The following is a 26,400-nucleotide window of genomic DNA, read 5'->3' as shown; positions in this document are numbered from 1 at the left end:
GCCAATCAGACGACACGGGTGACGGAGCCGATATCGGTGCCGGCCCCGAACCGGTGGCGACCGGGGCGGATCTCACCGTGCGTCAGCGCAAGGTGCTCGACGTGATCCGATCCTCGGTGAGCATGCGCGGCTATCCGCCCAGCATCCGCGAGATCGGCGACGCCGTGGGGCTGAACTCGACCTCGTCGGTCGCCCACCAGCTGCGCACACTGGAGCGCAAAGGCTATCTGCGCCGCGACCCCAACCGCCCCCGCGCCGTGGACGTCCGCGGAATGGACGAGGCCGTGCGTTCGGTGACGACCCTGGCTCCTGCCGACGGCGCGGTCGCCGCCGACACCGTCGCACGCGCCGAGGACGGCGGCACAGACCAGCCCGTCCCCACCTACGTCCCGGTGCTGGGTCGCATCGCCGCCGGTGGCCCGATCCTGGCCGAACAGGCCGTGGAGGATGTGTTCCCGCTCCCGCGTGAACTGGTCGGCGACGGATCGCTGTTCCTGCTGAAGGTCGTCGGTGAATCCATGGTCGACGCCGCCATCTGCGACGGTGACTGGGTGGTGGTCCGGCAGCAGAACGTGGCCGACAACGGCGATATCGTCGCGGCCATGCTCGACGGCGAGGCCACCGTCAAAACTTTCAAGCGCAGCGGTAAGGATGTCTGGCTGATGCCGCACAACCCGCTGTTCGAGCCGATCCCGGGTAACGACGCCCGGATCCTGGGCAAGGTCGTGACGGTGATCCGCAAGATCTGAGCGGACCGGCGTGGCACGGTGCGCGGGTGTACACGGCGCTCACCGCGGGATACCGGAGCGAGGTGGTGAGAACCGTTGAGCAGGCAGACCGTTGTCGTCGCGAGGCCACGCACCGATGCCGATCTCGCGGCCACACCCGGCCTGGTGTGGTACGCGGCCTACGGGTCGAATGCGAATCCGGACCGGCTGGGCTGCTATCTGTCCGGTGATGTTCCCGATGGCGCCGTCGGCGCACCGGTCACCACGCCTGCGAGCGAGTCCGTCTCCGGCCGGTCGCCGCTGCGCGGCTGCCGGGACCGGACTCCGCCCGCGCGGTCGATCGGCATGGTCCTGCCCGGGTTGCTCTATTTCGCGACCCGCTCGGCGATCTGGTCCGGCGGGCGCGCCTTCTACGATCCGGCGACGCCCGCCGAAACTCCGGCGCACGCATATCTGCTCACCCGGGGCCAGTTCAGTGATATCGCCGCGCAGGAGATGTACCGCCCCGCGGGTACCGACCTCGATCTGACCGAGGTCCTGCGGACCGGCCGCGCCCACCTCGGCCCCGGTCGTTACGAAACCCTGGTGTGTCCCGGCTCTTTTCAGGGCGTACCCATCGTTACCTGCACAGCCGGCCGCAGGTGGCGCGACCTGCCCGGTAACCCGCCCGCACCGGCGTATCTCCGCCGGATCGGCATCGGACTGCGCGCGGCGCATCGCTGGTCGGTCACCGAGACCGCCGGCTACCTGGCCAGCCGCCCGGGCGCGGCGGGACAGTGGACCCCGGAAGCTGTTGCCGGGCTCCTTTCGGACGCAGATCCACCGACGCCGCCGGCGCGCTGAGCGGTGATACCGGCGAAGCCTCCTGACACAGCCCCGCCGACGGGTCGGCCTACCGCGACCCGCGCCTGACCGGACACCTCGGCGCGGGCCGCGCCGGAGCGGCCGGTCCCCGTGGGCAACAGTCCGGACAGCAGCGCATCCCGGTGGCGCCGAACGCGCGCAGATTCAATGATCCTCAGCGATGCGCTCGGCGACCCGCTGTCCGGGTGGTTTCGGTATCCCGCGGGCCGCCCCATTCGAACGCCGCCGAAACCGCACGGGCTCCCGCCCGGATGAGCCGGGCATAACGTGCCCGGTCGGCCGGTCCCACCTCCGCGCGCAGCGGACCCAACTGCACTTCGTAGGGCGTTTCCGCGCCCCGGTACACCGGTGCGGAGATGTAGCTCACCGGAAGCGCGTGCGGCGCTTCGAGATCCGCCGCGGTGTAGGCGCGTGCGGTCAGCCGGGCGAGCTGACGCAAGAGTTTCGCGCGCAGCGCCGGCTGCAGGAGTTCGGCACCGAGCGCGCCGAGGAGTTCGGTGAGCACGTCGACCAGTCCGGCGTCGTCGTCCTCGGGCCGGAACATGGCGAATCCGTACGCGGTAACGAAATCCAGCAGCTCGCGGGCTCCGGCCTGGTTCCTCGCCGAGCCGAGCCAGCGGTCACGTTCGGCGGCCGGCCGCCACGGCATCACCGCGGCACCGGCCGGATACGCCAGCGGGATCGACTGTCCCACCGACAATCCGGGCACGACCGGCGCGTTGGCGTACTGTTTGGCGACGAGGGTGAGTCGGTCGCCGGCGATCCGGCTCAGCGTCGCCCCACATCCGGCCGCCTCCGCCAGGGCCGCCAGTTCCGCACCCACGGCCGCGTCGGTACCCGGGGTTTCCGCGGTGGTGAGCCGCGTCAAGGCCGGCCCCAGCCGGTAGGCGCGGCTCGCGTCGCGCACGACCCACTGCGCCACGGACAGTTCGGCGAGTACGGCGGTCACCGTGGCGCGGGCCAGTGACAGCGCGTCGGCGATCTCGGACACCGTACGCGCCCGGGGCGATTCCCGGAGTAGCTCGACCACCGCCACCACCCGCCGGGTGGGCGGGGAACCCGATGCCGCCATCTGTCACCGCTCCCTTGTCGCCCGCGCTGCCGGGCCCTACACTGCATCGACTATTCGTTGGTACTTCGTCGAATAGTCGTCATCAGCCTAGTCGACCTCAGGAGAAGACCATGATTCTGGACAGGTTCCGGCTCGACGACCGGGTAGCCGTGGTGACCGGCGCCGGCCGCGGTCTGGGGGCCGCGATCGCCCTGGGTTTCGCCGAGGCCGGCGCGGACGTCGTGATCGCCGCGCGTACCGAATCCGATCTCGAATCGGTCGCCGGACAGGTCCGCGAACTCGGCCGCCGGGCGCATATCGTGGCGGCCGACCTCGCCGACCCCGCGGCCTGCGCGGCGCTGGCGGAAGCCGCCGCCGCGGAGTTCGGCCGGCTCGATATCGTGGTCAACAATGTCGGCGGCGCGCTGCCGAAACCCCTGCTCGACACCTCCCCGGACAATCTGACGCAGGCGTTCGATTTCAATGTCGCCAACGCGCACGCCCTGGTCCGGGCGGCCGTCCCCCTCATGCTGGACACCGCCGGCGGCGGTTCGATCATCAATATCACCTCGACGATGGGCCGGCTCCCGGGCCGGGCGTTCGCCGCCTACGGCACCGCCAAAGCCGCGCTGGCGCACTACACCCGGCTGGCCGCGATGGATCTGTGCCCGCGGATCCGGGTCAACGCCATCGCCCCCGGTTCCATCGCGACCTCCTCCCTGGAGATCGTCGCCGCGGACGACAACCTGCGGGGCGCCCTGGAGAAGGCGACGCCGTTGCGCCGGATCGGCGATCCGGCCGATATCGCGGCCACCGCCCTGTTCCTGGCGTCCCCGGCCGGTGGTTATCTGACCGGCAAAGTCATCGAAACCGACGGCGGGCTGATCGCGCCGAATCTCGATATCCCGATCCCGGACCTGTGAGGAGAACACCGTGACCTATCGCGTAGTGCATTGGGGCACCGGCAATGTCGGTAAGCACGCCCTGGCCGGAATCATCGACGACCCACGGCTCGAACTGGTCGGTGTTCACGTCTCGAGCGATGAGAAAGCAGGCCGGGATGCCGGTGAACTCGCCGGCCTCGATCTCCGCACCGGCGTCCTGGCGACCACCGATTCCGCGGCGCTGCTCGCCGCGAAACCCGACGTCGTGGTTTATACGGCGATGACCGACAACAGGCTCGTGGAGGCGCTGGCCGATCTGCGGGACATCCTTTCGGCGGGCGTGAACGTCGCGGCGAGCGCGCCGGTGTTCCTGCAATACCCGTGGCACGTGCTGCCCGAGGATCTGCTGCGCCCGATCGAGGAAGCCGCGGCGGCGGGCGGCGCATCCATTTTCGTCAACGGTATCGATCCCGGGTTCGCCAACGACCTGCTCCCGCTGGCCCTCGCGGGCACCTGCCGGCGGGTCGACCGGATCCGCTGTATGGAGATCGTCGACTACGCCACCTACGACAACGCGGCGGTGATGTTCGACATCATGGGCTTCGGCAAACCGCTCGACGAAACTCCCATGCTGCTGCAGCCGGGAGTGCTGTCGCTGGCCTGGGGCAGTGTGGTGCGGCAGCTGGCGGCGGGGCTCGGGGTGGAACTGGACGCCGTCACCGAAACCCACGAGCGGATTCCCGCGCCGGAGGATTTCGAGATCGCGGCGGGCCCGATCACCGCCGGTACCACCGCCGGGGTGCGTTTCGAGGTCCGCGGCATGGTGGGCGACGAAGTGGTCACGGTGCTCGAGCATGTCACCCGGTTGCGCGCCGATCTGGCACCCGAGTGGCCGCAGCCGGCGCAGGAGGGCGGCTCCTACCGGGTCGAGATCACCGGTGAGCCGAACTACCACATGGATATCCGTCTCTCCAGCGCGACCGGCGACCACAATCACGCAGGTCTGGTGGCGACCGCGATGCGCGTGGTCAACGCTGTCCCCGCGGTGGTGGCGGCGGCACCCGGCATACGCACAACACTCGACCTGCCGCTGGTCACCGGACCGGGGAGGAAAGCGGGGACCGGCAGTTTCTGAAACCGGCACCGTGCACAACGGCGCGGGCCCTGACGCCGAGGTCCCGGCAATCCCCCTGGACAGCGTGGCGATTTGCATGCACTCGGGACCTCGGCCGCCGGCGACCTGGCATTTCGAGACATTGATAAATACGTGTCCGATATGCCTCGCCACGCACTCATCGCACCGAGGTCGCGCCGGGATGGTTGAATGCCAACCGAAATATCAGCGGCGATGCGCCGGTGACCCGGTGACCGTGGCGCGACGCCGGCTACGGTCCGTACTACGAGGCGGTTTTCTCTTATATGGACGGGTTCGACGAGTTTCTCGGCAATGCCAGTGACTTCATCTGGGGTCCCTGGCTGCTGATCCCGCTGCTCCTGCTGACGGGGCTGTACCTGACCGTGCTGCTGCGCGGTATTCAGCTGCGCCGGTTCACGCTCGCGTTCCGGCTCGGTTTCCTCGATCGCAGCGACGCGGACGCCGAAGGTGATATCTCGCACTATCAGGCCTTGTCGACCGCGCTGGCGGCCACCGTGGGCGTGGGCAATATCGCCGGTGTCGCCACCGCCATCTCGCTGGGTGGCCCGGGCGCGGTGTTCTGGATGTGGGTGACCGGCCTGGTCGGTATGGCCACCAAGTACAGCGAGGCGTTCCTGGGTGTGCGCTTCCGCCGTACCGACGCCGCCGGTAAGCAGGCCGGCGGGCCGATGCACTATCTCCGGCAGGGCATCAAAGGTCCGGTCGGTATCTTCCTCGGCGGCTTCTTCGCCGTGGCCGGTGTGGTCGCCTCTTTCGGTATCGGCAATATGACGCAGGCCAATACGGTCGCGGCGAATATCGAATCGGAATGGAATGTGCAGACCTGGGTCACCGGGTTGATCATCACCGTCCTGGCCGCCGCGGTCATCCTGGGCGGTATCAAGGGGATCGGCCGGGTGGCCAGTGTCTTCGTGCCGGTGATGATCGTGCTCTACATCCTGGGCGCGCTCGCCGTGCTGATCTTCCGCATCGAGGATCTGCCCGCGGCCATCGGTGAGATCATCTCCGACGCCTTCACCGGAACCGCGGCGACCGGCGGCTTCGTCGGCGCAGGTGTCGCCGCGGCCATTCAGTACGGCGTTGCCCGGGGCATCTTCTCCAACGAGTCCGGGCTCGGTACCGGTGGTATCGCCGCGGCCGCCGCGTCGACCACCCACCCGGTACGGCAGGCGCTGGTGTCGATGACCCAGACCTTCATCGATACGCTGGTGGTGGTGTCCTTCACCGGCCTGGTGATCGTGGTGACCGGGGTCTGGAAAACCGATGCCTCACCGGCGACCTACACCGCCGAAGCATTCGCCGAGGCGCTGCCCGGCACCTGGGGCAGTGTGATCGTGACGATCAGCATCATCTTCTTCGCCTTCTCCACCATCCTCGGCTGGTCGTACTACGGCGACCGCTGCATCGAGTTCCTGTTCGGGAATGCCTTGGTGCTGCCGTACCGGATCGTGTTCATCCTGGTGGTTTTCGTCGGCGCCACCCGGGAGCTGGACACGGTCTGGGTGTTCTCCGATGTGGCCAACGGCCTGATGGCACTGCCGAACCTCATCGGCCTGCTGATCCTCTCGCCGCTGGTCTACCGCGAGACGAAGGCCTACTTCGACAACAAGGCGAAAGAGGAATTCATCGTCAGTACCTGACCGGTCCGTGCGCGGACACCGCGGGGGCACGTTCGGCAAGGAACGTGCCCCCGCGCGTGTCGGTGTCAGCTGTTGCGAGGCCGCCCGGCGCAATCGATCGCGGCACCCCCAGCCGGATCCAGCGCGGCGAGCACGTACTGCGCGACCACGGGATCGGATGCGGCGGTGAAATGCTCGAACAGCGCGTCCGGACAGTGGTCCTGCACGACGATATTGGTGATGTTCGACGCCACGGGACCCCTACCGCTGGTGTAGGGGACGACCAGTTCGTCGTAGCGGGTCATGAGAAAGGTGTAGGCCACGTTTTCCGGGAAGCCGGCCGCCGCGAGCTCGTCCATCAGGTCCGAGCCGCGCAGCAGGTCGTTACCACCCGGGGTGGAGCCGAGGGAGAGCGCGGCACGTTCGACGAGGTCGGCCACGCCCAGCTTCTCGGCGATATCGGTCATGGTGGCCGCGCCCAGCACATCGGTCCCCTGGTTGAGCGGGGCGATGTTCACCGAACGGGCAACCTGTGCGGCGCCGCCGAGCACCGCGGTGTAGTACCGCGCGGCCACGGTACCCATCGAATGCCCCACCAGATGCACCCGTTCGGCACCCGTGGCCTCGAGCACCCGCTCCACGAACGGCGCCACATCCCGTTCCGCGGATACCCGGACCTCCGTACCGCCCGGTGTCGCCGGGTCCGCCGCCGCGCCGAGCCCGTAGGTCAGGGAGAACACGCAGTACCCGTTGTTCACGAGCAAGGGGGCGAGGGTCTGCCAGTTACCGGCCTGACTCGCGGTGTACCCGTGCAGCAGGACGACAGGCTCCGGATGGTGTGTGCCGGGCCGGCAATTCCAGTCGTTCGCACCGGGCGGGGCGGAAACCGGATCGCTGTAGTGCGTGACCGCCGCGCGGGTGGCTTCCGCGCCGAACGGTACCGGCAGTACCGGATCCGCTTGGGCGGCACCCGGTACGGCGAGCAGGCAGGCGGCCGCGAACGCGGCGACCGGCCGGCCGATTCGCTGGAGCCGGGACGGGTGGCGGGAGCGAATGCCGACGATCACGGTGCTCTTCTCCTGGTGGGCCGAACGGAAGCACCTGTGTAGCACGCACTCGCAAGCCGCGGGACGGAGTTCGAGAAATTTGGTACAGAGAACACAAATGAATCAAATAACCATTGTCGGGTGAGGCCACATCCTGTGCGGACCCACTCCGTGGCGCCCACGAGGCGCGGTAAACCTGTCTCCCACCGGGTCTCGGGGCCCGGCTGCCCCAGCGCTCGAACCCGGCGACCCGCGCGCCACCCTCCGAACGCAGGCCGGCCCGGTAGCTCCGTCAAGGGAGCTACCGGGCCGGGCAGGCAACCGCTCTGCCGATCGGACGGATTCGCCCGGTCGGCGGAGGAGTCCGATCAGGAGAGCTTCAGGCTGCGCCCGATGATTTCCTTCATGATCTCGGTGGTGCCGCCGTAGATCGTCTGCACCCGCGCGTCCAGATACGCCTGGGCGATCGGGTATTCGCGCATATAGCCGTAGCCGCCGTGCAGCTGCAGGCAGCGGTCGATCAGCGCGACCTGTTCCTCGGTGCTCCACCACTTGGCCATGGCCGCGTCCTCGACCGACAGCGTGCCGGCGTTCAGTTCCGTGATGCAGCGATCGACCAGCACGCGCACCGCGGTGGTCTTGGTCGCCAGTTCGGCCAGCACGAAGCGGGTGTTCTGCAGCGCGCCGATCGGTTTGCCGAACGCCTTGCGATCACGGACGTACTGGCAGGTGTATTCCAGGCAGGTTTCCATCGCCGCGGCCGCCATGACGGCGATCGACAGCCGCTCCTGCGGCAGGTTCTGCATCAGGTGGATGAAACCCATGCCTTCCTGACCGAGCAGGTTGGCGGCGGGCACCCGGACATCGGTGAAACTCAGCTCGGCCGTGTCCTGCGCCTTGAGCCCGAGCTTGTCGAGGTTGCGGCCACGTTCGAAGCCCGGCATCCCGCGCTCGACCACCAGCAGGCTGAAGCCCATCGCGCCCTTTTCGGGGTCGGTCTGGGCAACCACGATGACGATATCGGAGTTGATGCCGTTGGTGATGAAGGTTTTGGCGCCGTTGAGCACCCAGTCGTCACCGTCGCGCACCGCGCGGGTCTTGATGCCCTGCAGGTCCGAACCCGTGCCGGGTTCGGTCATGGCGATGGCGGTGATGAGTTCGCCGGAACAGAACTTCGGCAGCCAGCGCTTCTTCTGTTCCTCGTTGGCCAGTTCCAGCAGATAGGGCGCGATGACGTCGTTGTGCAGCGAGAAGCCGAGACCGGAGTACTGCCCGCGGACCGTTTCCTCGGTGATGATCGAGTTGTAGCGGAAGTCCTTCACGCCACCGCCGCCGTATTCCTCCGGCATCGCCATGCCGAGGAAACCTTGTTTGCCGGCCTCGAGCCAGACGGAACGATCGACTACACCCTGTTCCGCCCACTGGTCGTGGAACGGCGCCACATGCGTCTCGAGAAACTTGCGGTACGACTCCCGGAACAGGTCGTGCTCGGGTTCGAACAGTGTGCGCTCCACACCTACCTCCTAGTGAACACTCCGACGGGGCCGCACCGGCCCGTCGCTGTGATCCACCGTACCCGGAGTGTGAACCGTTGTTTACTTCACTCCCCGAATTCGCTGGTGCACCAGTTCCGACTGCGATCGACACACCGCCGGGCCATTCACAGCGGCGCCCTGTGAGGGCTGATCACTCAGACCGGGAGCAGCTCGCGCAACCGGCCGGTGAGGGTCCGGCCGCGGTCGCGGTCGCGTTCGGCGAGCAGGAAGGTCAGTTCCTCCCGGACCGCCTTCTGCACAACCAGGGAGAGTTGCTCCGCGGCCTCGTCCAGATCGTGTGCCCCGCGCCACGGCTCCGGATCGATCGGTGTGCCCACCGAGAAATAGAACCGCTCCGGCCGCGGGATCGCGGTGAGCCCCACACCGCGCACCAACGGCGGGGTGAGCTCGGTATGGATACCGAGCGACTCGACCAGCCGGCGCAACGGACGCAGCAAGAGATCGTCCTTGTCGGCGATGATGTCGTAGGCATCGTCGATACCGATCATCGCCACCGGCAGGATCGGCGCCCCGCATTCGATCGCCATCCGCGCGAAACCGGTGCGGCCCTCCCAGCGCAGCGCGTACTTCTCCCCCTTACGGCGGATCGCCTCACGACCGCCGCCGGGGAAAACGATCACCGTCTCCCCGTGTTCGAGCAGGGTCCGGCAGTTCTCCCGGGTACCGCGCACCGAACCGTAGTGGTGTAGCAGATGCCGCACCCCCGGAACCCGGATGAGCACGTTCTCGGCCAGCCCGCGGATCAGCCGGCCACGCCGGCGCAGCACCTCCGGCAGGAGCAGCGGGGCGTCGATCATGCCGAGCAGGTTGTGGTTGGAGACCAGCAGCGCCGGCCCGGACTCGGGGATATTCGACAAACCGAAGAACCGCGGGTCGCTCCACATCCGCACCGGCGACAGCAGCGCTTCCAGCATCCGGAGATCGGTATCGCTCAGCTCGACCGACAGCGGCGCACCGTCACTCAGCCGCGGTGCTGCCGAATGGTCGCGGTGCCGGCCCCCGCCGGCAGGGCGGCCGCCCGTGTATCCCATGAATCCCTCCTGAAGTCGATTGATATTGATTGTGAATCGACATCAGCGGATATCACACCCGGATATGCGAGATCCCACACTTTTACCGCGAGAGCCGGCGGCGCCGTCGCGCGCCGGCAACCGGTCACACTCCGGCGGCTCCCGCATGGGCGTACCCGGACAACGCGGCGGCGAGCGCCCGCGGCACCTTCGCCTGCACCCGGGTGCCCTGCTCGGTGTGCTCGGAGTGCTCGATCCGGCCGTCGGCATGGATGCGGGCCAGCAGATCGCCGCGGTTGTACGGCAGCAGCACACTGACTTCCACATCCAAGCCGCCGAGCACCTCGCCCAGCCGGGTACGCAACCGGTCGATACCGAGATCCTTGTGCACGGAAACGAATTCGGCCTGCGGCAACATCGCACGCAACCGGGTCAGCTCCACCGGATCGATCTCGTCGATCTTGTTGACCACGAGCAGTTCCGGCGGCGCCGGATTCCCGGACTCCCGCACCACATCGGTGACGACCTCACGCACCGCCTTGATCTGTTCCATCGGCAGCGCATCGGAACCGTCCACCACATGCAGCAGCAGATCGGCGCCGGTGACCTCCTCCAGCGTGGACCGGAACGCCTCGACCAGTTGCGTCGGCAGGTGCCGGACGAATCCGACGGTATCGGTGAACACCACCTCGCGGCCGTCCTCGAGCTGCGCCCGGCGGGTGGTCGGATCCAGGGTGGCGAACAGCGCGTCCTGCACCAGCACACCCGACCCCGTCAACGCGTTCATCAGGCTGGATTTACCGGCGTTGGTGTAACCGACGATCGCCACCGCCGGCACACCGCTGGAGGTGCGGCGCGCGCGTTTGGTGTCACGGGCCGTTTTCATCTCCCGGATCTCGCGGCGCAGTTTGGCCATCCGCTCGCGGATCCGGCGGCGATCGGTTTCGATCTTCGTCTCACCGGGGCCGCGCAGACCCACACCGCCGTTGCTGCCGGCCCGGCCACCCGCCTGCCGTGACATGGACTCACCCCAGCCACGCAGCCGCGGCAGCATGTACTCCATCTGGGCCAGTGCGACCTGCGCCTTACCCTCGCGGGAGGTGGCGTGCTGGGCGAAGATATCGAGGATCAACGCGGTCCGGTCGACCACCTTGACCTTCACGACCTTCTCCAGCGCTGTCAGCTGTGCGGGCGTGAGTTCACCGTCGCAGATCACGGTATCCGCGCCGCTGGACAGCACCACCGCCCGCAGTTCGTCGGCCTTACCGGAGCCGATGTAGGTGGCCGGATCGGGCCGGTCACGGCGCTGGATGAGTGCTTCGAGCACCTCCGAGCCCGCGGTTTCGGCGAGCCGGGCCAGTTCGGCCATACTCGCCTCCGCGCTCGCGGCACTGCCCTCGGTCCAGACACCGACCAGCACCACGCGTTCCAGGCGCAGCTGCCGGTACTCGACCTCGGTGATATCGGTGAGCTCGGTGGACAGGCCCGCGACCCGGCGCAAGGCGCTGCGCTCGTCGAGCTGGAGTTCACCGGTGGTGGGGTCGGCCGTCCAGCCGCCCCGGCGACCGGGCACGACGGCATCGTCGCCGCGTTCCGCGCCGCTGATATCGGTAGCGTCGGCGCTCTCATCTCGATCGTCGTGCTCGAGTGAGTCCGCGTCGAACGCTTCAGGGGACCATGCGCTGGTCCCGGACGTGTCATTTCTTCTCATACACCATCCATGCTGCCACTGATGCGCTGCTCGGCGCATATGAATTTCCGGCCCGGGGCTTGTTCACCGGGTCAGAGCACACCTCGCGCGCCCGGCTAGGCGGCCCACCACTCCGCCGCAAGTTCACCGGTCGCTACCAATTCGGAGGGTCCGCGCAGCCACGCCGCGCCCGCGGCGATCCCGACCCGCACCTGCCCGCCGGGCACCCGCACGGTCACTTCGCCGGTGCCACCGGCCAGGTCGAAACCATCGGCGGCCAGCGCCGCGGCCGCCGCCGCCACTGTGCCGGTACCGCAGGAACGGGTCTCCCCGACGCCGCGTTCGTACACCCGCATATCGACCCCGCGCCCGGCGTCGAGGCCGGTCAGGATTTCGATGTTGACCCCGCGCGGGAACATGTCCGGGTCGTATCCGGGCGGCACCGTGAGATCCAGTTTCGCCAGCGACTCGGCCGTCAACGTGCTGTCGGCGCACGCCAGATGCGGATTACCGACATCGATGCCCAAACCGGTGTAGCCCCAGCCCCCCAGCGTCGCCGCCGACTCCCCCAGCACCTGCACCGGGCCCATATCGACCGTCACCTCGCCGTGCACCGGCCCGGCCGAATGCACCACGACGGGGCGTGCACCGGCCCGGCTGCCCACCACGAAGCGCTCGTCCGCCGCCAGGCCCCGCGACACCAGGTAGTGAGCGAAAACCCGGACACCGTTGCCGCACATCTCGGCGACCGAACCGTCGGCATTGCGATAGTCCATGAACCAATCGTCCGGGCCCACGCCCGCCGGCAGGTCTGTCAGCACACCGGCCTGCCGCAACGCACCGGCGCGCGCGACGCGCAGTACACCGTCGGCGCCGAGGCCGCGCCGCCGGTCGCACAGCGCCGCGACCCGCTCGGGGGTGAGATCCAACCGCACCCCTGGGTCCGGAAGGACCACGAAATCGTTCTGCGTGCCGTGGCCCTTGGTGAATTCCACGGCCGTCGCACCACTGGTGGTCACGTCGTCGCCCCTGTGCACGTCGGTCGGTTCTCCTCGTCGTGAGTTCTCACTTCGCAAACGTCCGGCGTTGCCGGGAAATTTCGTACAGTGCCACCGCCGCGGCCGACGGCGCGTTCAGTGAGCTGGCGCTGCCGCCCATCGGTATGGACACCGTATCGTCGCAGGCGGCCGACCACGCGGCGCTCATCCCGCTGGTCTCGTTGCCCAGGACCAGAATCGTGGCGTCCCGCAGATCCTGATCGAAGACAGCGCGGGCGCCCCGCTCGTCGGTACCGACGAGGCGAGTGGGGATACCCCGGCCGATCTGGCGGTCCCGGAAATCGAGCACCTCCGCGGGCCCGGCCACCCGGAACACCGGTATCGAGAACAACGAACCCGTGGACGCCCGCACGCAGCGCGGGTCGTACTGGTCGGCTCCGTGCCCACTCACCACCACCGCCGAAACACCGAAAGCATCCGCGGACCGGATCAGGGTACCGAGATTGCCCGGCGAGTTGGGCCGGTCGAACACCACGACCACCGGTGCGTCACCGGGGTCGCCGGCCTCGTAGGCGCCCAGGTCGGCCGGAATCTGCTCGGCGACCGCCACCAGTTCGGGCGCGCCCCCGCTCTTCTCCCCCAGTTCGGCCATCAACTCCGGGGCCAGCCCGACGGCGGGCGCACCGCAGCGGTCCAGCGTTTCGCGCGCCCAGGCCGACAGGCCCGGATTGTCGCCGAGCCGGTACAACAAGGTTTCCAGCGGCCAGTCGTTGGCCAGCGCCTGGGTGATCGGCCGGACCCCGTGCACCAGGAACCGGCCGTCGCGGGTGCGTTTGGTGCGGTTGTCGAGGTAGGCGGTCCACACCTGGACAGCGGCATTGCGGCTGTGGATCTGCCGGGTCACGGGTGGGTCGGCTCCTTCGCTGCGGAATCGGGCACGCCGGAATGTGCCGGATCGGATACCGCAGAGTCTGCCAGCAGCGACAGCGCCCGCTCGGTGGCGGCCGGGTTCGCGGCGTCCACCCAGCGCACCCGGTGATCGCGGCGGAACCAGGAGCGCTGGCGGCGCACATAGCGGCGGGTGCCGATGAAGGTGCGCTCGCGGGCTTCGGGCAGGTCGTATTCCTGGTCCAGGAACGACAGCACCTGGGCGTATCCGATGGCACGGCGCGCGGTCTGCCCCTCCCGCAGGCCGCGCTCCACCAGCCCGCGCACCTCTTCCACCAGCCCGGTCTCGAACATGGTGTCGGTGCGCTGGGCGATCCGGCGGTCGAGTTCGGCGGTATCGCGGTCCACACCGAGGATCCGGGTGCCCCACCGGGGCTCACCCACCGCGGGTGCGGACGCCGCGAACGGCCGCCCCGTGAGTTCCACGACCTCCAGCGCCCGCACCATCCGGCGGCCGTCGGTCGGCAGAATCGTGGCCGCGGCGGCTGGATCGGCCCGGTGCAACGCCTCGTGCACGGCGTTCACACCCTCTTCGGCCAGCAAGGCCTCCCATTTTGCCCGTACCCGCGGATCGGTGGCGGGGAACTCCCATTGATCCAGCAACGCCTGGACGTACATCATCGACCCGCCCACGATGACCGGGAGCCGTCCGCGCGCCACGATCGCCTCCACATCGGCGGCCGCCGCGGATTGGTAGGCGGCAACCGTCGCGGTCTCGGTGACGTCGAGTACGTCGAGCTGGTGGTGCGGGATTCCGCGCCGCTGCTCCGGTGGCAGTTTCGCGGTCCCGATATCCATGCCCCGGTACAGCTGCATGGCGTCGATATTGACGATCTCGCCGTCCAGCCGCTCGGCGAGCTCGAGCGCGAGATCGGATTTGCCGGTAGCGGTCGGGCCGACCACCGCGACCGGGCGGATGGCCCCGCTCATCGGCCCGGCCCGCCCGGCCGCCACGATCCGGCGTAGTACCCGACTCCGAACGGCGCGTCCCGATACCGTTCGACGACCACCGGCGGTTCCGGGTCGGCGGCGAAGAGACCGGCCAGCGCCTGATACGTGACGCGGCCGGACAGCATCAGTTCGGCACACACCCCGGCGTCCATGGCCAGTAGGGCGGCCCGGTCGCCCGTGGCCAGCGCCCGGTCCAGCTCGTCCTGCACACCCTGCGCGCGGGGATCCAGGTAGCCCGGTGCGGCCGTCGACAGCGTCGCGGCGCCGTCGGCGACAACCAGTACCGCCTGCGGCTCGTCCATGGCATCGAGTTCGGCCCGCAATTTCGCACCGGTCTCCGCGCAGTGCGCCCCGGAACTGCGGGCGGCCAGGATCTGCGCCCGGACCTGCGCCGCGGGCGCCACCGCACCACGCAGCCAGCCCGCGATGAGCACCGCCAGCGGCAAACCGGGATCGGGGCGCCCGGACGCCTCGGCCGGGCCACCGAGCGAAACCGTCACCTCCGGCCCGAAACCGCGGAAGCTACCCACGGTGCCGGCGTCGTACCGCCCCTCGGCGGCACCCACGCCGAGAACGGTCCACTGCGACGCCGCCTCGGCCAGCGCCGTCCCGGTCTCCAGGACAGCGGACCGCAGCGCCGCGACGGCTGATTCGGGGCCCGCGGCCGCGTCGGGCGGGGCCGGGATCGGAGCGCGGGCACCGGCCGGTACCGCGCCGCCGCACAGTTCGGGAACCAAGACGGGCGGCGAGGGGATCAGGGCCGCGAGACAGAACACGACGTCAACCGTAGCCCGTCGGCCGATGACGAGGAGGAGATCGGTCCCGCAGCACTGTCGCCTCCGCACGCCGGCGCGGCCCGTCTGCGTGCCGGCGCACAGCAAGCAACACGATCCGCGTGCAGTACGACCACTCTCTTGCAGTGGAGGCAGGGCACTCGGGTGGAGGAACGCCACGCACCCGTGGCGGGGATATGAGTGTCTCTCCCGGAAACCCTCTGGTAATTGCTAGGGTGCGAAGTATCCGGAACAGGTGCCGGTGGGACCGGATCCGCAGGTCGAGCCATATACCGCCGGACCGGTGTGGTGGCTGCCGGAGCGCGGCCACCGCGGCCCGCGCCGCGGCGGTCTCAACCGGTACCGCGTCCGCGCGTGGATCTCACCTACCGGTGGATGTGGCCAGAATGAGCGGGCGTAGCCAGAATGAGCAGAGCATAGCCAGTATGCGCAGCGCGTAAACCAGGCAGCCGTGACGCGCGGCAGGGACGAGGAGCAATGACCCACAGCAACGGAACCGCCAAACCAGGCCCCGGCACCGCCGGCCGCCCGTCGCCCGCTCCCAAACCTCGCAACCGTCCCAAACCCGGCGAGACCCATCCCTCGCCCGCTGCGATGAAACCGGCCGACCCGGCCGTCGAGCATCCGCATCCGGTCGTCGTGCCCACGACCACCGACCCGAGCAAATGGGGCCGGGTCGACGAAGACGGCACCGCCTGGGTGAAGACCTCCGAAGGAGAACGGATCGTCGGCTCCTGGCAGGCCGGTAACCCCGCCGAGGGGCTCGCGCATTTCGGCCGCCGATTCGACGATCTGGCCACCGAGGTGGCCCTGCTGGAGGCCCGCCTCGCCGCCGGTACCGACGCCCGCAAAACCAAGGCCGCGGCATTGGCGCTGGCCGAGACGCTGCCCACCGCGGCGGTCATCGGCGATATCGACGGGCTCGCGGCCCGGTTGCGGGCCATCGCCGAACACTCCGACGAGGCGGCCGCCCACGCCAAGGAGGAGAAGGAGCGTACCCGGCACGAGCACACCGAACGCAAGGAAGCGCTCGCCGCCGAGGCCGAGCAGATCGCCGCCGAATCCACCCAGTGGAAAGCCGCCGGTGACCGGCTGCGCGAAATCCTCGACGAGTGGAAAACCATCCGCGGGGTCGACCGCAAGGTCGACGATGCGCTCTGGCGCCGGTACTCGAAGGCCCGCGAAGCGTTCAACCGGCGCCGCGGCGCGCATTTCGCCGAACTCGACCGGGAACGTGCCGCCGCCAAGACCCGCAAGGAAGAACTGTGCGTGCGGGCCGAAGAACTCTCCGGTTCCACCGATTGGGCGGCCACCGCCGCGGTATTCCGGGACCTGCTCGTCGAATGGAAGAACGCCGGTCGCGCGCCCCGCGAAGCCGACGAAGCGTTGTGGCGGCGGTTCAAAAGCGCCCAGGACGTGTTCTTCGCCGCGCGCAATGCCGCGGCCTCGGAGCGGGATGCCGAATTCGCCGACAACGCCACCGCGAAGGAAGAGCTGATCAGCGCCTACGAACCGCTGATCGACCCCGATACCGATCTCGAGAGCGCCCGGGCCGCCCTGCGTGACCTGCAGGAACGCTGGGATGCTATCGGTAAGGTCCCGCGCGAGCGGATGCACGACCTGGAAAGCAAGCTACGGGCACTGGAGAAGCGGGTCCGCCAGGCCGTCGACGCCCAATGGCGCCGGACCGATCCGGAAGCGCTGGCCCGGGCCGCACAGTTCCGGGAACGGGTCGCCCAGTTCGAGGAACAAGCCGCCAAGGCCAGTGCCGCCGGTAAGACCCGCGATGCCGAAAAGGCTCTCGAGCAGGCAAAACAGTGGCGTGAATGGGCCGAAGCCGCAGAGGGCGCCGTAAGCAACCTCTGAACGTCGCGGGAGCCGGCCGCGACGTTCACCGGCTCAGTCCTCGCCGAGCCGGCGGCGGCGCTGCCGCTCCTCCTCGGCGGCCGCCGCGATCCGCCGCTGCTCCTCGGCAGCCAATTGCAGCGCGGTCCGGCTCCATACGACCTTCACCCAGTGGAAGGTCAGCACCATGATCGCGATAGTGCCCAGGATCAACCCGATCCCCGGGCCCGCCCCCACATAGTTGTTGATACCCGGCGTCTGCCGGTGCCAGATCGAGAACACACCGAACGCGCTGGCGATCGCCGAACCGGCCACCGCGAGCCAGGCCAGCGCCCAGCGCCGGGTCATCAGCGCCAGCAGCGAGAACCCGATCCCGAACACCAGCACGAACCAGACGAAAATCCGCGACGGCAACCCGATGTGCTCGATCCCGGCCGCCTCCGAACCCAGCAGCACATCGAAACCGCGCGCACTACCGGCATGCGGCAGCACCAGCGAGACCAGCAGTACGAACACCGCGCCCGCCACCACCATGGCACGCACGCCGGGGTCGATCTCGCCGGCGATCCGGCGTTCCACCGCGTCCAGATCGTCGCGGAACTGCTCGAATTTCTCGGTGGTCTCCGCCGGGTTCACTGGCTCCTCGTTTCCGTCGGCTGATTCGTCGTCGCCCGCGGCCGGATCGCCGGCCGGCCCGTCCTCCGGGCGGCCGGGACCGGATTCGCCGGCCGACCGGTCCGCGGGATCTCGGTCGTCGTCGCCGGGCACCGTCATATTCCGCACCCGGAGCCGCAACCCGAAGCCACCGGCTCCGGCTCGGGCGCCCCGATCCGCGGCAAGCCGAGCCCCACTCCGATCGGCGCGGTCTTGGGCGTGGTACCGGCCGCATGAGCGTCACCGGCGCGGGTGCGGCGATGACCGCGGACACCACTGTCGGCAACCAGATGATGCGGTGCCGCACCGGTCACCGCGACGGTGACCAGATCGCCGGGCCGGATCTCGGCGCCCGTGCCCTCGGGCTTGAAATGGACCAGCCGGCCGTCCCGGGCCCGTCCGCTCATCCGGGCGGTCGCGGCGTTCTTCTTCCCGGCACCATCGGCGACCAGCAGCTCCACCTCGGTACCGATCAGGTCCTGGTTGGCCTCCAGACAGATCTGGTCCTGCAGCGCGGTCAAGCGGTCGTAGCGTTCCTGCACCACCTGCTTGGGCACCTGCTCGGCCATCTCCGCCGCCGGCGTACCCGGACGCGGCGAATACTGGAAGGTGAACGCGCTGGTGAAGCGGGCGCGGCGCACCACCTCGAGGGTCTGCTCGAAATCATCGTCGGTCTCCCCCGGGAATCCGACGATGATATCGGTGGTGATCGCCGCATGCGGCATGGCCGCCCGCACCTTGTCGATGATCCCCAGGAAACGAGCCTGCCGGTAGGAGCGGCGCATCGCCTTCAGCACCCGATCCGAACCCGACTGCAGCGGCATATGCAGCTGCGGGCACACATTCGGGGTCTCCGCCATCGCCTCGATCACATCATCGGTGAACTCGGCCGGATGCGGCGAGGTGAACCGCACCCGCTCCAGCCCCTCGATGCTCCCGCACGCCCGCAGCAGTTTCGCGAAGGCACCGCGGTCGCGCGGCTGGTCCGGATCGGCGAACGAGGCCCCGTAGGAATTGACGTTCTGCCCGAGCAACGTCACCTCCAGCACCCCCTGATCCACCAGCGCCTGCACCTCGGCCAGCACATCGCCCGGGCGCCGGTCGACCTCCTTACCGCGCAGCGACGGAACGATGCAGAAGGTGCAGGTGTTGTTACAGCCGACGGAAATCGACACCCACCCCGCGTACGCCGATTCGCGGCGCGCGGGCAGCGTCGACGGGAAAGCCTCCAGCGACTCCAGGATCTCGACCTGGGCCTCGTCGTTGTGCCGGGCGCGTTCGAGCAGCACCGGCAGCGCACCGAGATTATGGGTGCCGAACACCACATCCACCCACGGCGCCTTACGCAGCACGGTCTCGCGATCCTTCTGCGCCAGACAGCCACCGACGGCGATCTGCATCCCCGGCCGCGCAGCCTTGATCGGCGCGAGGTGACCGAGCGTGCCGTACAACTTGTTGTCGGCGTTCTCCCGTACCGCGCAGGTATTGAACACCACGAGATCGGCCGTCGCGCCGGGCGCGGCCCTGCTGTAGCCCGCATCCTCGAGCAGGCCGGACAAGCGTTCGGAATCGTGCACGTTCATCTGGCAACCGAAGGTGCGGACCTCGTAACTGCGCGCGCCCACCGGCTCCACCTGCGGGGGAAGCGCTACCTGTCCGATCGAATCCACCCGTCCAGGGTACGGAATGCGTTTTGGGCTGTGTTTTCGGCGCCGCCTTCGGCGGCGCGGGTGCTGTGTCTTTGGCGCCGCCTCCGGCGGCGCGGGGTTCGGGGCCCCCTTGGTCTCGTTCTTCACTCCTCCGCTCCTCCGCTTCGCTCCCCCGCTCTGTCGCTCCAGAACGAGACGGGCCCCGAACTGTGTCATGGCGCCGCCTTCGGCGGCGCGGGTTCGGGGCCCCCGGATGTCTCGTTCTTCACTCCGCCGCTCCTCCGCTTCGCTCCCCCGCTCTGTCGCTCCAGAACGAGACGGGCCCCGAACCACGGAGGTGGACTGGCACGGGGTTGATTTCAGGGCGGCTCGAGTGGTCGGCCGATTACCGGCTGGTCGCCTCGAGTGCCATCGTGGCTCCGCTTCTCCGGATGGTGCGTACTCGGGGTGCGGACCGCTTCTCGGTCTCGATCCTTCGTGCTGGCGTTTCTCCGCCAGCGCTCTCCGCTTTCTTTCGGATCGGGGGGGACCTGACCACAGATGTCGGCGAGGTGGTGTGTCGCCCGGGCCGCGGGGGGCGATGCCCGGATGCCGACACTCACCCGCTCCCGCCCACCGGACTGCGGGTGCTTATCATGCGCGCCGATCGGGTGGCGGCCGGTGGCGTGGTCGGATCGGGGAAATCGTCGGCGAGGGAATGGGTTACAGCGGTTTACCGTGGAGTTAAGGGCGAATGTCGGCTCGGTGTGGCGTCCGGGTGTGTCGCCGAAAGGCGCGCAAATCCGGGAATTCGGCTTAAGGTCATCTTCATGACCGACGCCACCGACGCCGACACGCCGGGTGCGGCGGGCGATACCGCCGCGCCGCCGATGATCTCCCTCCGCGCTGTCGACAAGCATTTCGGCGCCCTGCATGTGCTGCGCGATATCAACCTCGAGGTGCCCCGCGGGCAGGTCGTGATCGTGCTCGGCCCCTCGGGTTCCGGTAAATCGACACTGTGCCGCACGATCAACCGGCTCGAACCGATCGACTCCGGCGAGATCCGGGTCGACGGTGTGCCGCTGCCCGCCGAAGGCCGCAACCTCGCCGCCCTGCGCGCCGATGTCGGTATGGTTTTCCAGTCGTTCAACCTTTTCGCACACAAGACGATCGTCGAGAACGTCATGCTCGCGCCGGTCAAGGTGCGCAAGGCCAAGAAAGAAGAGGCCCGCACCCGGGCCATGGAACTGCTGAAACGCGTCGGCATCGCCGACCAGGCCGATAAGTACCCGGCGCAACTGTCCGGTGGCCAGCAGCAGCGCGTGGCCATCGCCCGGGCCCTGGCGATGAGCCCGAAGGTGATGCTGTTCGACGAACCCACCTCGGCGCTCGACCCGGAAATGGTCAACGAGGTACTCGATGTGATGGTCTCGCTCGCCAAAGAGGGAATGACCATGCTGGTCGTCACCCACGAGATGGGGTTCGCCCGCCGGGCCGGCGACCGGGTGCTGTTCATGGCCGACGGCCAGGTCGTGGAGGACACCGACCCGGAGACGTTCTTCAGTGCGCCGAAATCGGATCGCGCCAAGGATTTCCTGGGCAAGATCCTGAGCCACTGACAGTCCGGCGACGGCAGCGCGCGAGCACACCGCGCCGCCCAGCAGCATCGAGAAGATGAGGGAAGGAAACCCGATGAGGATCAACCGAGCATTCCGCCTCGCGGTCGGGGCGGTCGCCGTGGCCGTCACCGCTGCCACCACCGCCGCCTGCGGTGGCGGCAGCGATCAGACCGCCCTGCAGAACGCCCAGGAGGGCAAGCTCACCATCGGCATCAAATACGACCAGCCGGGCCTGGGCCTGCGCAACACCGACGGCACCTACAGCGGCTTCGACGTCGAGGTCGCCAAGTACGTGGCCTCCAAACTCGGTGTGCAGCCGGACGCCATCACGTTCAAGGAAGCGCCGTCCGCCCAGCGCGAGACGCTGATCGAGAACGGCCAGGTCGATTTCGTGGTCGCCACCTACTCGATCACCGACGCCCGCAAGGAGAAGGTCGACTTCGCCGGTCCCTACTACGTGGCCGGGCAGAGCCTGCTGGTGCGTCAGGACAACAACGAGGTCACCGGCCCGGAGAGCCTCGCCGGGAAGACCGTCTGCTCGGTGACCGGTTCCACTCCGGCCCAGAACATCCAGAAGAAGTACCCGGACACCCAGCTGCAGACCTACGACACGTACTCGCTGTGCCTGGAGGGCCTGAACAGCGGGGCGGTCGCGGCGGTGACCACCGACGACATCATCCTGGCCGGCTACGCCTCGCAGTCGCCCGGCAAGTACAAGGTCGTGGGTGAGAAGTTCACCACCGAGAACTACGGCATCGGCGTGAAGAAGGGCGACCAGGAAACCCGCGACAAGATCAACGACGCGATCGAGGAAATGATCAGCTCGGGCGCCTGGGCCACCGCGTTCCAGGAGACGGTCGGCAAGGCCGCGAGCTACGAAACCCCGGCGGCACCCCAGGTGGACCGGTACTGAACCACTGAACCGGAGGGCCGGGCCGGCGACGGCCCGGCCCTCCGGTCCCGGCCCGACCTGCCGATCGGAGGCGCGCAACCACCGTGTTCGATTTGATCTCGGAATACGACTCCCAGCTGCTCGACGCATTCTGGATGACCATAAAACTGACCGTGCTGTCCGCGGTCGGTTCGCTGGTGCTGGGCACCCTCGTCGCCGGTATGCGGGTCTCGCCGGTTCCGGTGGCCCGCTGGGTCGGTACCGCGTACGTGACCGTATTCCGCAACACCCCGCTGACCCTCATCCTGGTGTTCTGCTCGCTGGGCCTGTACTCCACGCTCGGGATGAACCTGGCCTCCGAAGGCCCCACCTCACTGGCCGACAACAACTTCCGGTGGGCCGTGATCGGCCTGAGCGTGTACACGGCGGCCTTCGTCTGCGAATCGCTGCGCTCCGGAATCAACACGGTGCCGCTGGGCCAGTCCGAAGCCGGGCGCTCGCTGGGCCTGAGCTTCCTGCAGAACCTGCGGATCATCGTGCTGCCGCAAGCCTTCCGGTCGGTGATCGCACCACTGGGCAGCGTGTTCATCGCGCTCACCAAGAACACGACCGTCGCCTCGGCGATCAGCGTGGCCGAGGCATCCTTCCTGATGAAGAACATGATCGAAACGGAGGCGGCGCTGCTGACCATCGGCCTCATCTTCACCCTCGGTTTCGTGATCCTGACGCTGCCGGCCGGCCTGCTGTTCGGGCATCTGGCCAAACGATTCGAGGTGGCCCGGTGAGTGGCAAGGCATCCGTTCTCTACGACGCACCGGGCCCCATCGCCCGCGTCCGCAATATCCTCTATTCGCTGGTGGTGCTGGCGGCGGTCCTCGTCGCGGGCTGGTTCGTCTACCGCGGTTTCGCGAATCAGGGCCAGTTCACGGCCGATAAATGGGAGCCGTTCCTCGACGGCGCGGTATGGACCACATACATCCTGCCGGGCCTGGAAGGCACCGTGGTCGCCGCGGTGCTGTCGATCGTGTTTGCGCTCGTCCTCGGCATGATCTTCGGTATCGCCCGGCTCTCCGATCACCGGTGGCTGCGCTGGACCGCGGGCACGATCGTCGAAATCGCCCGCGCCGTCCCGGTGCTGATCCTGATGATCTTCCTGTTCGCCCTGTACTCCGAATACGACGTCTTCGATTCCGAGTACCTGGCGCTGGGCGCCGTGGTGACCGCGCTGACCATCTACAACGGTTCGGTGATCGCCGAGATCGTGCGCGCCGGGATCCTGTCGCTGCCCAAGGGGCAGACCGAGGCGGGCGTCGCACTGGGACTGCGCAAAGGCCAGCTGATGCGGCTGATCCTGCTCCCCCAGGCGATCACGGCGATGCTGCCCGCGCTGATCTCCCAGATGGTGGTCGCGCTGAAGGATTCCGCCCTCGGCTACGTGATCACCTACGAGGAAGTCGTCCGTAGCGCCCAGCAGCTCGGCGCTGCGGAACAGAACACGATCCCCGCGCTCATCGTCGTCGCGATCATCATGATCGTGCTGAACGTGCTGCTCTCCACCCTCGCCACCCAGCTGGAGAAGCGGCTGCGCTCGGGTCGCCGCAAACGCGGCGGCGCGGTGGTCGCCGCCGATTCCGTCATCACCGATGCCGCCCCCGGGGTCGACATCACCAAGTAGCCGAATGGATGGTGGGCGGGCCCGACAGTGCACACACGCTGGGCCCGCCCTCCGCTCGCTACGTGGAACGGCCTGTATCCGCGGGCGGTGCGTCGTAGACGAGGGTGTATCGCCAGAACAGGCGTCGCCTGATGCGGGCTGTGGGAAGCGTTTGCCGGGCGGCAGCCCTGATCTCGGCCAGGGTCTCTTGCGGGTCGGCCGTGGGTGCCCGCATATGCGCAGGTAGTCCGGCGGCACGCGCGGGGTGTTTGATCATGCCGACGATCGGGTTGGCGATAACCGCAGGTACGGCAGCTAACAAGTCGGCCGGGCCGGCTTCGCGGTAGCAGCCGACGATCACGAGTCGGCCGCCCGGAGCCAGACAGTCGCGCAGCTCGCGCAGAGCCGGGACCAAAGGCAGGTGATGCAGGACGGCAACCAAGGTGACGGCGTCCCAACGCCGGTGTGGCTCGCGGGCGGCGAAATCGACGTTGAGGACCCGCACAGCGGAATCGCCGGCGAACCGCTGGGCCGCCACGCGGGCGGTCACGGGATCGGGTTCGAGTCCGGTGACCTCGGCGACCCGACCGCGCAGCAGCGCGAGGAGATTGCCCGTACCGCACCCGATATCGAGTGCATTCCGGGCTCCCGATATGACCACCTGACGCACGATCCACCGGCCGTAATGATCATTGTGGCTCCACGGGTGCCGTCGGTTGAACCGCTCGAGTAGAGACAGCATCACCGAATTCTCCCGGCCCCAACCGATCATCGCCGATACGGGAGCCGACCCACCGGCATTCCGAGGCCACACCGATAGTTCCTGGATCCGGCCGGGATTCGTTCCAGCCCACAGCTGTCGCCGATCACCCGACGACCGACCGAAAGCCGTGGACTCGCCGGATCACCCGATCGGCTCATCGGTATCCGTATCCCCGATATCGGACTCCCCATTGCTCGCTTCCCATTCGGCCCTGACCACCGTGTACGCCACCGAGTGGCCATAGCCGCGGCGCGCCAGCATCCCTACCAGCCGCCGCATGGCCTTCTCCCGGTCGAGACCCGCGGGTAGCGTGCGCAGTTTGCGGCGCACCAATTCGGTGGCCCGATCGTGCTCGTCGTCGGCGGTGACCTCCGCGAGCGCGGCGGCGGAATCCTCGGCCGCTACCCCCTTGCGGCGCAATTCCTGGGCGAGCGCTTGCCGGCCCTTTCCGGCGAAACTGTGCCGCTGCCGCACCCACTGCCGCGCGAATTCGGCATCGTCGACCAGCCCCACTTCGGCCAATCGGTCCAGTGTCCGCTCGGCCACCTCGGCCGCGAAGCCCTTGGCGGCCAAGCGTTGCGCGAGTTCGGCACGACTGCGGGCACGCACCGCGAGCAGCCGCAGACACGCTTCTTTCGCCTGTTCCACCGATCCGCCCGGCGGGTTGCCGCCCGGATCACCGGCATCCGATTCGTGCCCGGCTCCGCCGGAACCGGCCGGGCGAGTCCGCTGCGGATCGGGCTCGTCCGGCCGGTCTCCCCGGCCGGAACCGGTGGACCGCCCGTCGGCGGCCAGGAGCTCGTCCAACCGGCGACGAACATCCGCCACCGGATCGGACAGGCCCGGACCGCCGGACGCGGCACGCTGATTCATCGGATCAGAAATCGGCGGGGGTCTCCTCCGTGGCGGTCACATCCGCACCGATCCCGAGCTTCTCCTTGATCTTCTTCTCGACCTCGTCGCGGATATCGGTGTTCTCCAGCAGGAACTTCCGGGCATTCTCCTTACCCTGTCCGAGCTGATCACCCTCGTAGGTGTACCAGGAACCGGATTTCCGGATGAACCCGTGCTCCACCCCCATATCGATCAGCGACCCCTCCTTGGAAATCCCGTGACCGTACAGAATGTCGAACTCGGCCTGTTTGAACGGTGGGCTCACCTTGTTCTTCACGACCTTGACCCGCGTCCGGTTACCCACCGCGTCGCTGCCGTCCTTCAGCGTTTCGATCCGCCGCACATCCAGGCGCACCGACGCGTAGAACTTCAAGGCTTTACCACCGGTGGTGGTTTCGGGAGAACCGAACATGACGCCGATCTTCTCGCGCAGCTGGTTGATGAAGATCGCGGTAGTACCGGAATTGTTCAGCGCGCTGGTCATCTTGCGCAGGGCCTGGCTCATCAGGCGGGCCTGCAGGCCGACGTGGCTGTCACCCATTTCGCCTTCGATTTCGGCGCGAGGGACCAGGGCGGCGACCGAGTCGATGACGATGATGTCGATGGCGCCGGAGCGGACCAGCATATCGGCGATTTCCAGGGCCTGTTCGCCGGTATCGGGCTGGGAGACCAGCAGGGCGTCGGTATCGACGCCGAGTTTGGCGGCGTAATCGGGGTCGAGGGCGTGCTCGGCGTCGATGAACGCGGCGACCCCGCCAAGGGCCTGCGCGTTGGCGACCGCGTGCAGGGCGACGGTTGTCTTACCCGAGGATTCCGGGCCGTAGATCTCCACGATGCGGCCGCGCGGCAGGCCACCGATACCCAGTGCGACGTCCAGCGCGATGGAACCTGTCGGGATGACCGAGACGGGCTGGCGGGCCTCCTCCCCGAGGCGCATCACCGCCCCCTTGCCGAAACTCTTCTCGACCTGCGCGAGCGCGAGTTCCAGCGCCTTGTCGCGGTCATAGGGCTGTGGCGCCATCGTGACTCCCCTTTTCACCGGGTGGTAGGTAGGTGGTGTGGTTGGCGCCCACAGTAGAGCGCGGCACCGACAAGTTCCGGGGCTCAGCCTAGACGAACAGATGTTCGAGTCAAGCTCCGGATCCGCGCGTCGCCG

At 68.3% G+C, this 26,400-nt stretch carries 24 protein-coding genes; 10 read left to right on the top strand and 14 right to left on the bottom strand.

Annotated features, from left to right (window positions below):
- Nucleotides 1-32: 32 nt before the first annotated feature.
- On the top strand, nt 33-749 hold the full coding sequence (gene lexA, locus ACQEVO_RS05810; protein WP_432922385.1) for a transcriptional repressor LexA: 717 nt from the start codon (nt 33-35) through the stop codon (nt 747-749).
- Between the two features lie 75 nt (nt 750-824).
- A complete protein-coding gene (locus ACQEVO_RS05805; RefSeq protein ID WP_432909562.1) occupies nt 825-1,571 on the top strand; it encodes a histone deacetylase in 747 nt (248 codons plus the stop codon).
- A 175-nt stretch (nt 1,572-1,746) separates the two neighbouring features.
- Here the strand turns inward: ACQEVO_RS05805 and ACQEVO_RS05800 are convergent, their stop codons facing one another.
- Nucleotides 1,747-2,664, bottom strand: a complete 918-nt coding sequence (locus tag ACQEVO_RS05800) for a helix-turn-helix domain-containing protein (RefSeq protein ID WP_432909561.1) — start codon at nt 2,662-2,664, stop codon at nt 1,747-1,749.
- 110 nt (nt 2,665-2,774) lie between these two features.
- Between ACQEVO_RS05800 and ACQEVO_RS05795 the strand changes: the two genes are divergently transcribed.
- The 3 genes from ACQEVO_RS05795 to ACQEVO_RS05785 all read left to right on the top strand — a co-directional run bounded on the left by ACQEVO_RS05795 (nt 2,775) and on the right by ACQEVO_RS05785 (nt 6,323).
- The gene (locus ACQEVO_RS05795; RefSeq protein WP_432909558.1) at nt 2,775-3,566 is read left to right on the top strand and encodes an SDR family oxidoreductase; all 792 of its coding nucleotides are present in this window, start codon (nt 2,775-2,777) and stop codon (nt 3,564-3,566) included.
- A gap of 10 nt (nt 3,567-3,576) precedes the next feature.
- On the top strand, nt 3,577-4,662 hold the full coding sequence (locus ACQEVO_RS05790) for an NAD(P)H-dependent amine dehydrogenase family protein (RefSeq protein WP_432909556.1): 1,086 nt from the start codon (nt 3,577-3,579) through the stop codon (nt 4,660-4,662).
- A gap of 284 nt (nt 4,663-4,946) precedes the next feature.
- Nucleotides 4,947-6,323: an alanine/glycine:cation symporter family protein gene (locus ACQEVO_RS05785; protein WP_432909555.1), complete on the top strand. Its 1,377-nt coding sequence runs from the start codon at nt 4,947-4,949 to the stop codon at nt 6,321-6,323.
- Nucleotides 6,324-6,388: 65 nt separating this feature from the next.
- Here ACQEVO_RS05785 and ACQEVO_RS05780 read toward each other — a convergent pair whose 3' ends face one another.
- The 8 genes from ACQEVO_RS05780 to ACQEVO_RS05745 form a co-directional block, all read right to left on the bottom strand.
- Nucleotides 6,389-7,369 (bottom strand): lipase family alpha/beta hydrolase, encoded by a 981-nt coding sequence (locus tag ACQEVO_RS05780; protein WP_432909553.1) that lies wholly within the window; start codon nt 7,367-7,369, stop codon nt 6,389-6,391.
- 347 nt (nt 7,370-7,716) lie between these two features.
- Entirely contained in the window at nt 7,717-8,862 is a 1,146-nt protein-coding gene (locus ACQEVO_RS05775; protein ID WP_280425989.1) for an acyl-CoA dehydrogenase family protein, read from the bottom strand.
- A gap of 176 nt (nt 8,863-9,038) precedes the next feature.
- Nucleotides 9,039-9,935, bottom strand: a complete 897-nt coding sequence (locus ACQEVO_RS05770) for a lysophospholipid acyltransferase family protein (protein WP_432909552.1) — start codon at nt 9,933-9,935, stop codon at nt 9,039-9,041.
- 124 nt (nt 9,936-10,059) lie between these two features.
- Nucleotides 10,060-11,625 (bottom strand): GTPase HflX, encoded by a 1,566-nt coding sequence (gene hflX / locus ACQEVO_RS05765; RefSeq protein WP_432909549.1) that lies wholly within the window; start codon nt 11,623-11,625, stop codon nt 10,060-10,062.
- Nucleotides 11,626-11,720: 95 nt separating this feature from the next.
- Nucleotides 11,721-12,599 (bottom strand): diaminopimelate epimerase, encoded by an 879-nt coding sequence (gene dapF / locus ACQEVO_RS05760; RefSeq protein WP_432922382.1) that lies wholly within the window; start codon nt 12,597-12,599, stop codon nt 11,721-11,723.
- A 70-nt stretch (nt 12,600-12,669) separates the two neighbouring features.
- Nucleotides 12,670-13,506, bottom strand: a complete 837-nt coding sequence (locus tag ACQEVO_RS05755) for a TrmH family RNA methyltransferase (RefSeq protein WP_432909546.1) — start codon at nt 13,504-13,506, stop codon at nt 12,670-12,672.
- Nucleotides 13,503-14,480, bottom strand: coding sequence for a tRNA (adenosine(37)-N6)-dimethylallyltransferase MiaA (miaA, locus tag ACQEVO_RS05750; protein WP_432909543.1), 978 nt, complete (start codon nt 14,478-14,480; stop codon nt 13,503-13,505). The genes ACQEVO_RS05755 and miaA overlap by 4 nt, the downstream gene beginning before the upstream one ends.
- Nucleotides 14,477-15,277: a hypothetical protein gene (locus ACQEVO_RS05745; RefSeq protein ID WP_432909541.1), complete on the bottom strand. Its 801-nt coding sequence runs from the start codon at nt 15,275-15,277 to the stop codon at nt 14,477-14,479. The genes miaA and ACQEVO_RS05745 overlap by 4 nt, the downstream gene beginning before the upstream one ends.
- A 495-nt stretch (nt 15,278-15,772) precedes the next feature.
- On the opposite strand from ACQEVO_RS05745, the gene ACQEVO_RS05740 reads away from it, so the two are divergent.
- Nucleotides 15,773-17,161 (top strand): DUF349 domain-containing protein, encoded by a 1,389-nt coding sequence (locus ACQEVO_RS05740; protein WP_432909539.1) that lies wholly within the window; start codon nt 15,773-15,775, stop codon nt 17,159-17,161.
- A gap of 33 nt (nt 17,162-17,194) precedes the next feature.
- On the opposite strand, the gene ACQEVO_RS05735 is transcribed toward ACQEVO_RS05740, so the two are convergent.
- Nucleotides 17,195-17,914 (bottom strand): Rv2732c family membrane protein, encoded by a 720-nt coding sequence (locus ACQEVO_RS05735; RefSeq protein WP_432909536.1) that lies wholly within the window; start codon nt 17,912-17,914, stop codon nt 17,195-17,197.
- Nucleotides 17,911-19,464 (bottom strand): tRNA (N6-isopentenyl adenosine(37)-C2)-methylthiotransferase MiaB, encoded by a 1,554-nt coding sequence (miaB, locus tag ACQEVO_RS05730; RefSeq protein ID WP_432909533.1) that lies wholly within the window; start codon nt 19,462-19,464, stop codon nt 17,911-17,913. Before miaB ends, ACQEVO_RS05735 begins: the two co-directional genes overlap by 4 nt.
- A gap of 848 nt (nt 19,465-20,312) precedes the next feature.
- On the opposite strand from miaB, the gene ACQEVO_RS05725 reads away from it, so the two are divergent.
- The 4 genes from ACQEVO_RS05725 to ACQEVO_RS05710 all read left to right on the top strand — a co-directional run bounded on the left by ACQEVO_RS05725 (nt 20,313) and on the right by ACQEVO_RS05710 (nt 23,608).
- Entirely contained in the window at nt 20,313-21,041 is a 729-nt protein-coding gene (locus ACQEVO_RS05725; protein ID WP_432922379.1) for an amino acid ABC transporter ATP-binding protein, read from the top strand.
- 73 nt (nt 21,042-21,114) lie between these two features.
- The gene (locus tag ACQEVO_RS05720) at nt 21,115-21,954 is read left to right on the top strand and encodes a glutamate ABC transporter substrate-binding protein (protein ID WP_432909531.1); all 840 of its coding nucleotides are present in this window, start codon (nt 21,115-21,117) and stop codon (nt 21,952-21,954) included.
- A 134-nt stretch (nt 21,955-22,088) separates the two neighbouring features.
- The gene (locus ACQEVO_RS05715; protein WP_432922376.1) at nt 22,089-22,718 is read left to right on the top strand and encodes an amino acid ABC transporter permease; all 630 of its coding nucleotides are present in this window, start codon (nt 22,089-22,091) and stop codon (nt 22,716-22,718) included.
- Nucleotides 22,715-23,608 carry an amino acid ABC transporter permease gene (locus ACQEVO_RS05710; RefSeq protein ID WP_432909528.1) on the top strand — a complete coding sequence of 298 codons (894 nt, stop codon included), beginning with the start codon at nt 22,715-22,717 and terminating at the stop codon, nt 23,606-23,608. Before ACQEVO_RS05715 ends, ACQEVO_RS05710 begins: the two co-directional genes overlap by 4 nt.
- 58 nt (nt 23,609-23,666) lie before the next feature.
- On the opposite strand, the gene ACQEVO_RS05705 is transcribed toward ACQEVO_RS05710, so the two are convergent.
- The 3 genes from ACQEVO_RS05705 to recA form a co-directional block, all read right to left on the bottom strand.
- Nucleotides 23,667-24,248: a class I SAM-dependent methyltransferase gene (locus tag ACQEVO_RS05705; protein WP_432909525.1), complete on the bottom strand. Its 582-nt coding sequence runs from the start codon at nt 24,246-24,248 to the stop codon at nt 23,667-23,669.
- Nucleotides 24,249-24,491: 243 nt separating this feature from the next.
- Nucleotides 24,492-25,145 carry a recombination regulator RecX gene (gene recX / locus ACQEVO_RS05700; RefSeq protein WP_432922373.1) on the bottom strand — a complete coding sequence of 218 codons (654 nt, stop codon included), beginning with the start codon at nt 25,143-25,145 and terminating at the stop codon, nt 24,492-24,494.
- Nucleotides 25,146-25,227: 82 nt separating this feature from the next.
- On the bottom strand, nt 25,228-26,265 hold the full coding sequence (recA, locus tag ACQEVO_RS05695; protein WP_432909523.1) for a recombinase RecA: 1,038 nt from the start codon (nt 26,263-26,265) through the stop codon (nt 25,228-25,230).
- Nucleotides 26,266-26,400: the final 135 nt, after the last annotated feature.

The sequence above is a fragment of the Nocardia sp. CA-290969 genome (assembly GCF_050936135.1).
Taxonomy (GTDB): Bacteria; Actinomycetota; Actinomycetes; order Mycobacteriales; family Mycobacteriaceae; genus Nocardia.
The sequence above is the reverse complement of the archived record's forward strand: the minus strand, read 5'-3'. Positions and strand labels throughout refer to the sequence as shown.

Bases quoted from the DNA above. Each gene is read 5' to 3' on its own strand.
- miaA (WP_432909543.1), bottom strand. From the start codon at position 14,480: ATGAGCGGGGCCATCCGCCCGGTCGCGGTGGTCGGCCCGACCGCTACC.
- ACQEVO_RS05725 (WP_432922379.1), top strand. From the start codon at position 20,313: ATGATCTCCCTCCGCGCTGTCGACAAGCATTTCGGCGCCCTGCATGTG.
- ACQEVO_RS05795 (WP_432909558.1), top strand. From the start codon at position 2,775: ATGATTCTGGACAGGTTCCGGCTCGACGACCGGGTAGCCGTGGTGACC.
- ACQEVO_RS05740 (WP_432909539.1), top strand. From the start codon at position 15,773: ATGACCCACAGCAACGGAACCGCCAAACCAGGCCCCGGCACCGCCGGC.
- hflX (WP_432909549.1), bottom strand. From the start codon at position 11,625: ATGAGAAGAAATGACACGTCCGGGACCAGCGCATGGTCCCCTGAAGCG.
- recA (WP_432909523.1), bottom strand. From the start codon at position 26,265: ATGGCGCCACAGCCCTATGACCGCGACAAGGCGCTGGAACTCGCGCTC.
- ACQEVO_RS05720 (WP_432909531.1), top strand. From the start codon at position 21,115: ATGAGGATCAACCGAGCATTCCGCCTCGCGGTCGGGGCGGTCGCCGTG.
- ACQEVO_RS05800 (WP_432909561.1), bottom strand. From the start codon at position 2,664: ATGGCGGCATCGGGTTCCCCGCCCACCCGGCGGGTGGTGGCGGTGGTC.
- ACQEVO_RS05735 (WP_432909536.1), bottom strand. From the start codon at position 17,914: ATGACGGTGCCCGGCGACGACGACCGAGATCCCGCGGACCGGTCGGCC.
- ACQEVO_RS05770 (WP_432909552.1), bottom strand. From the start codon at position 9,935: ATGGGATACACGGGCGGCCGCCCTGCCGGCGGGGGCCGGCACCGCGAC.
- ACQEVO_RS05715 (WP_432922376.1), top strand. From the start codon at position 22,089: ATGACCATAAAACTGACCGTGCTGTCCGCGGTCGGTTCGCTGGTGCTG.
- ACQEVO_RS05785 (WP_432909555.1), top strand. From the start codon at position 4,947: ATGGACGGGTTCGACGAGTTTCTCGGCAATGCCAGTGACTTCATCTGG.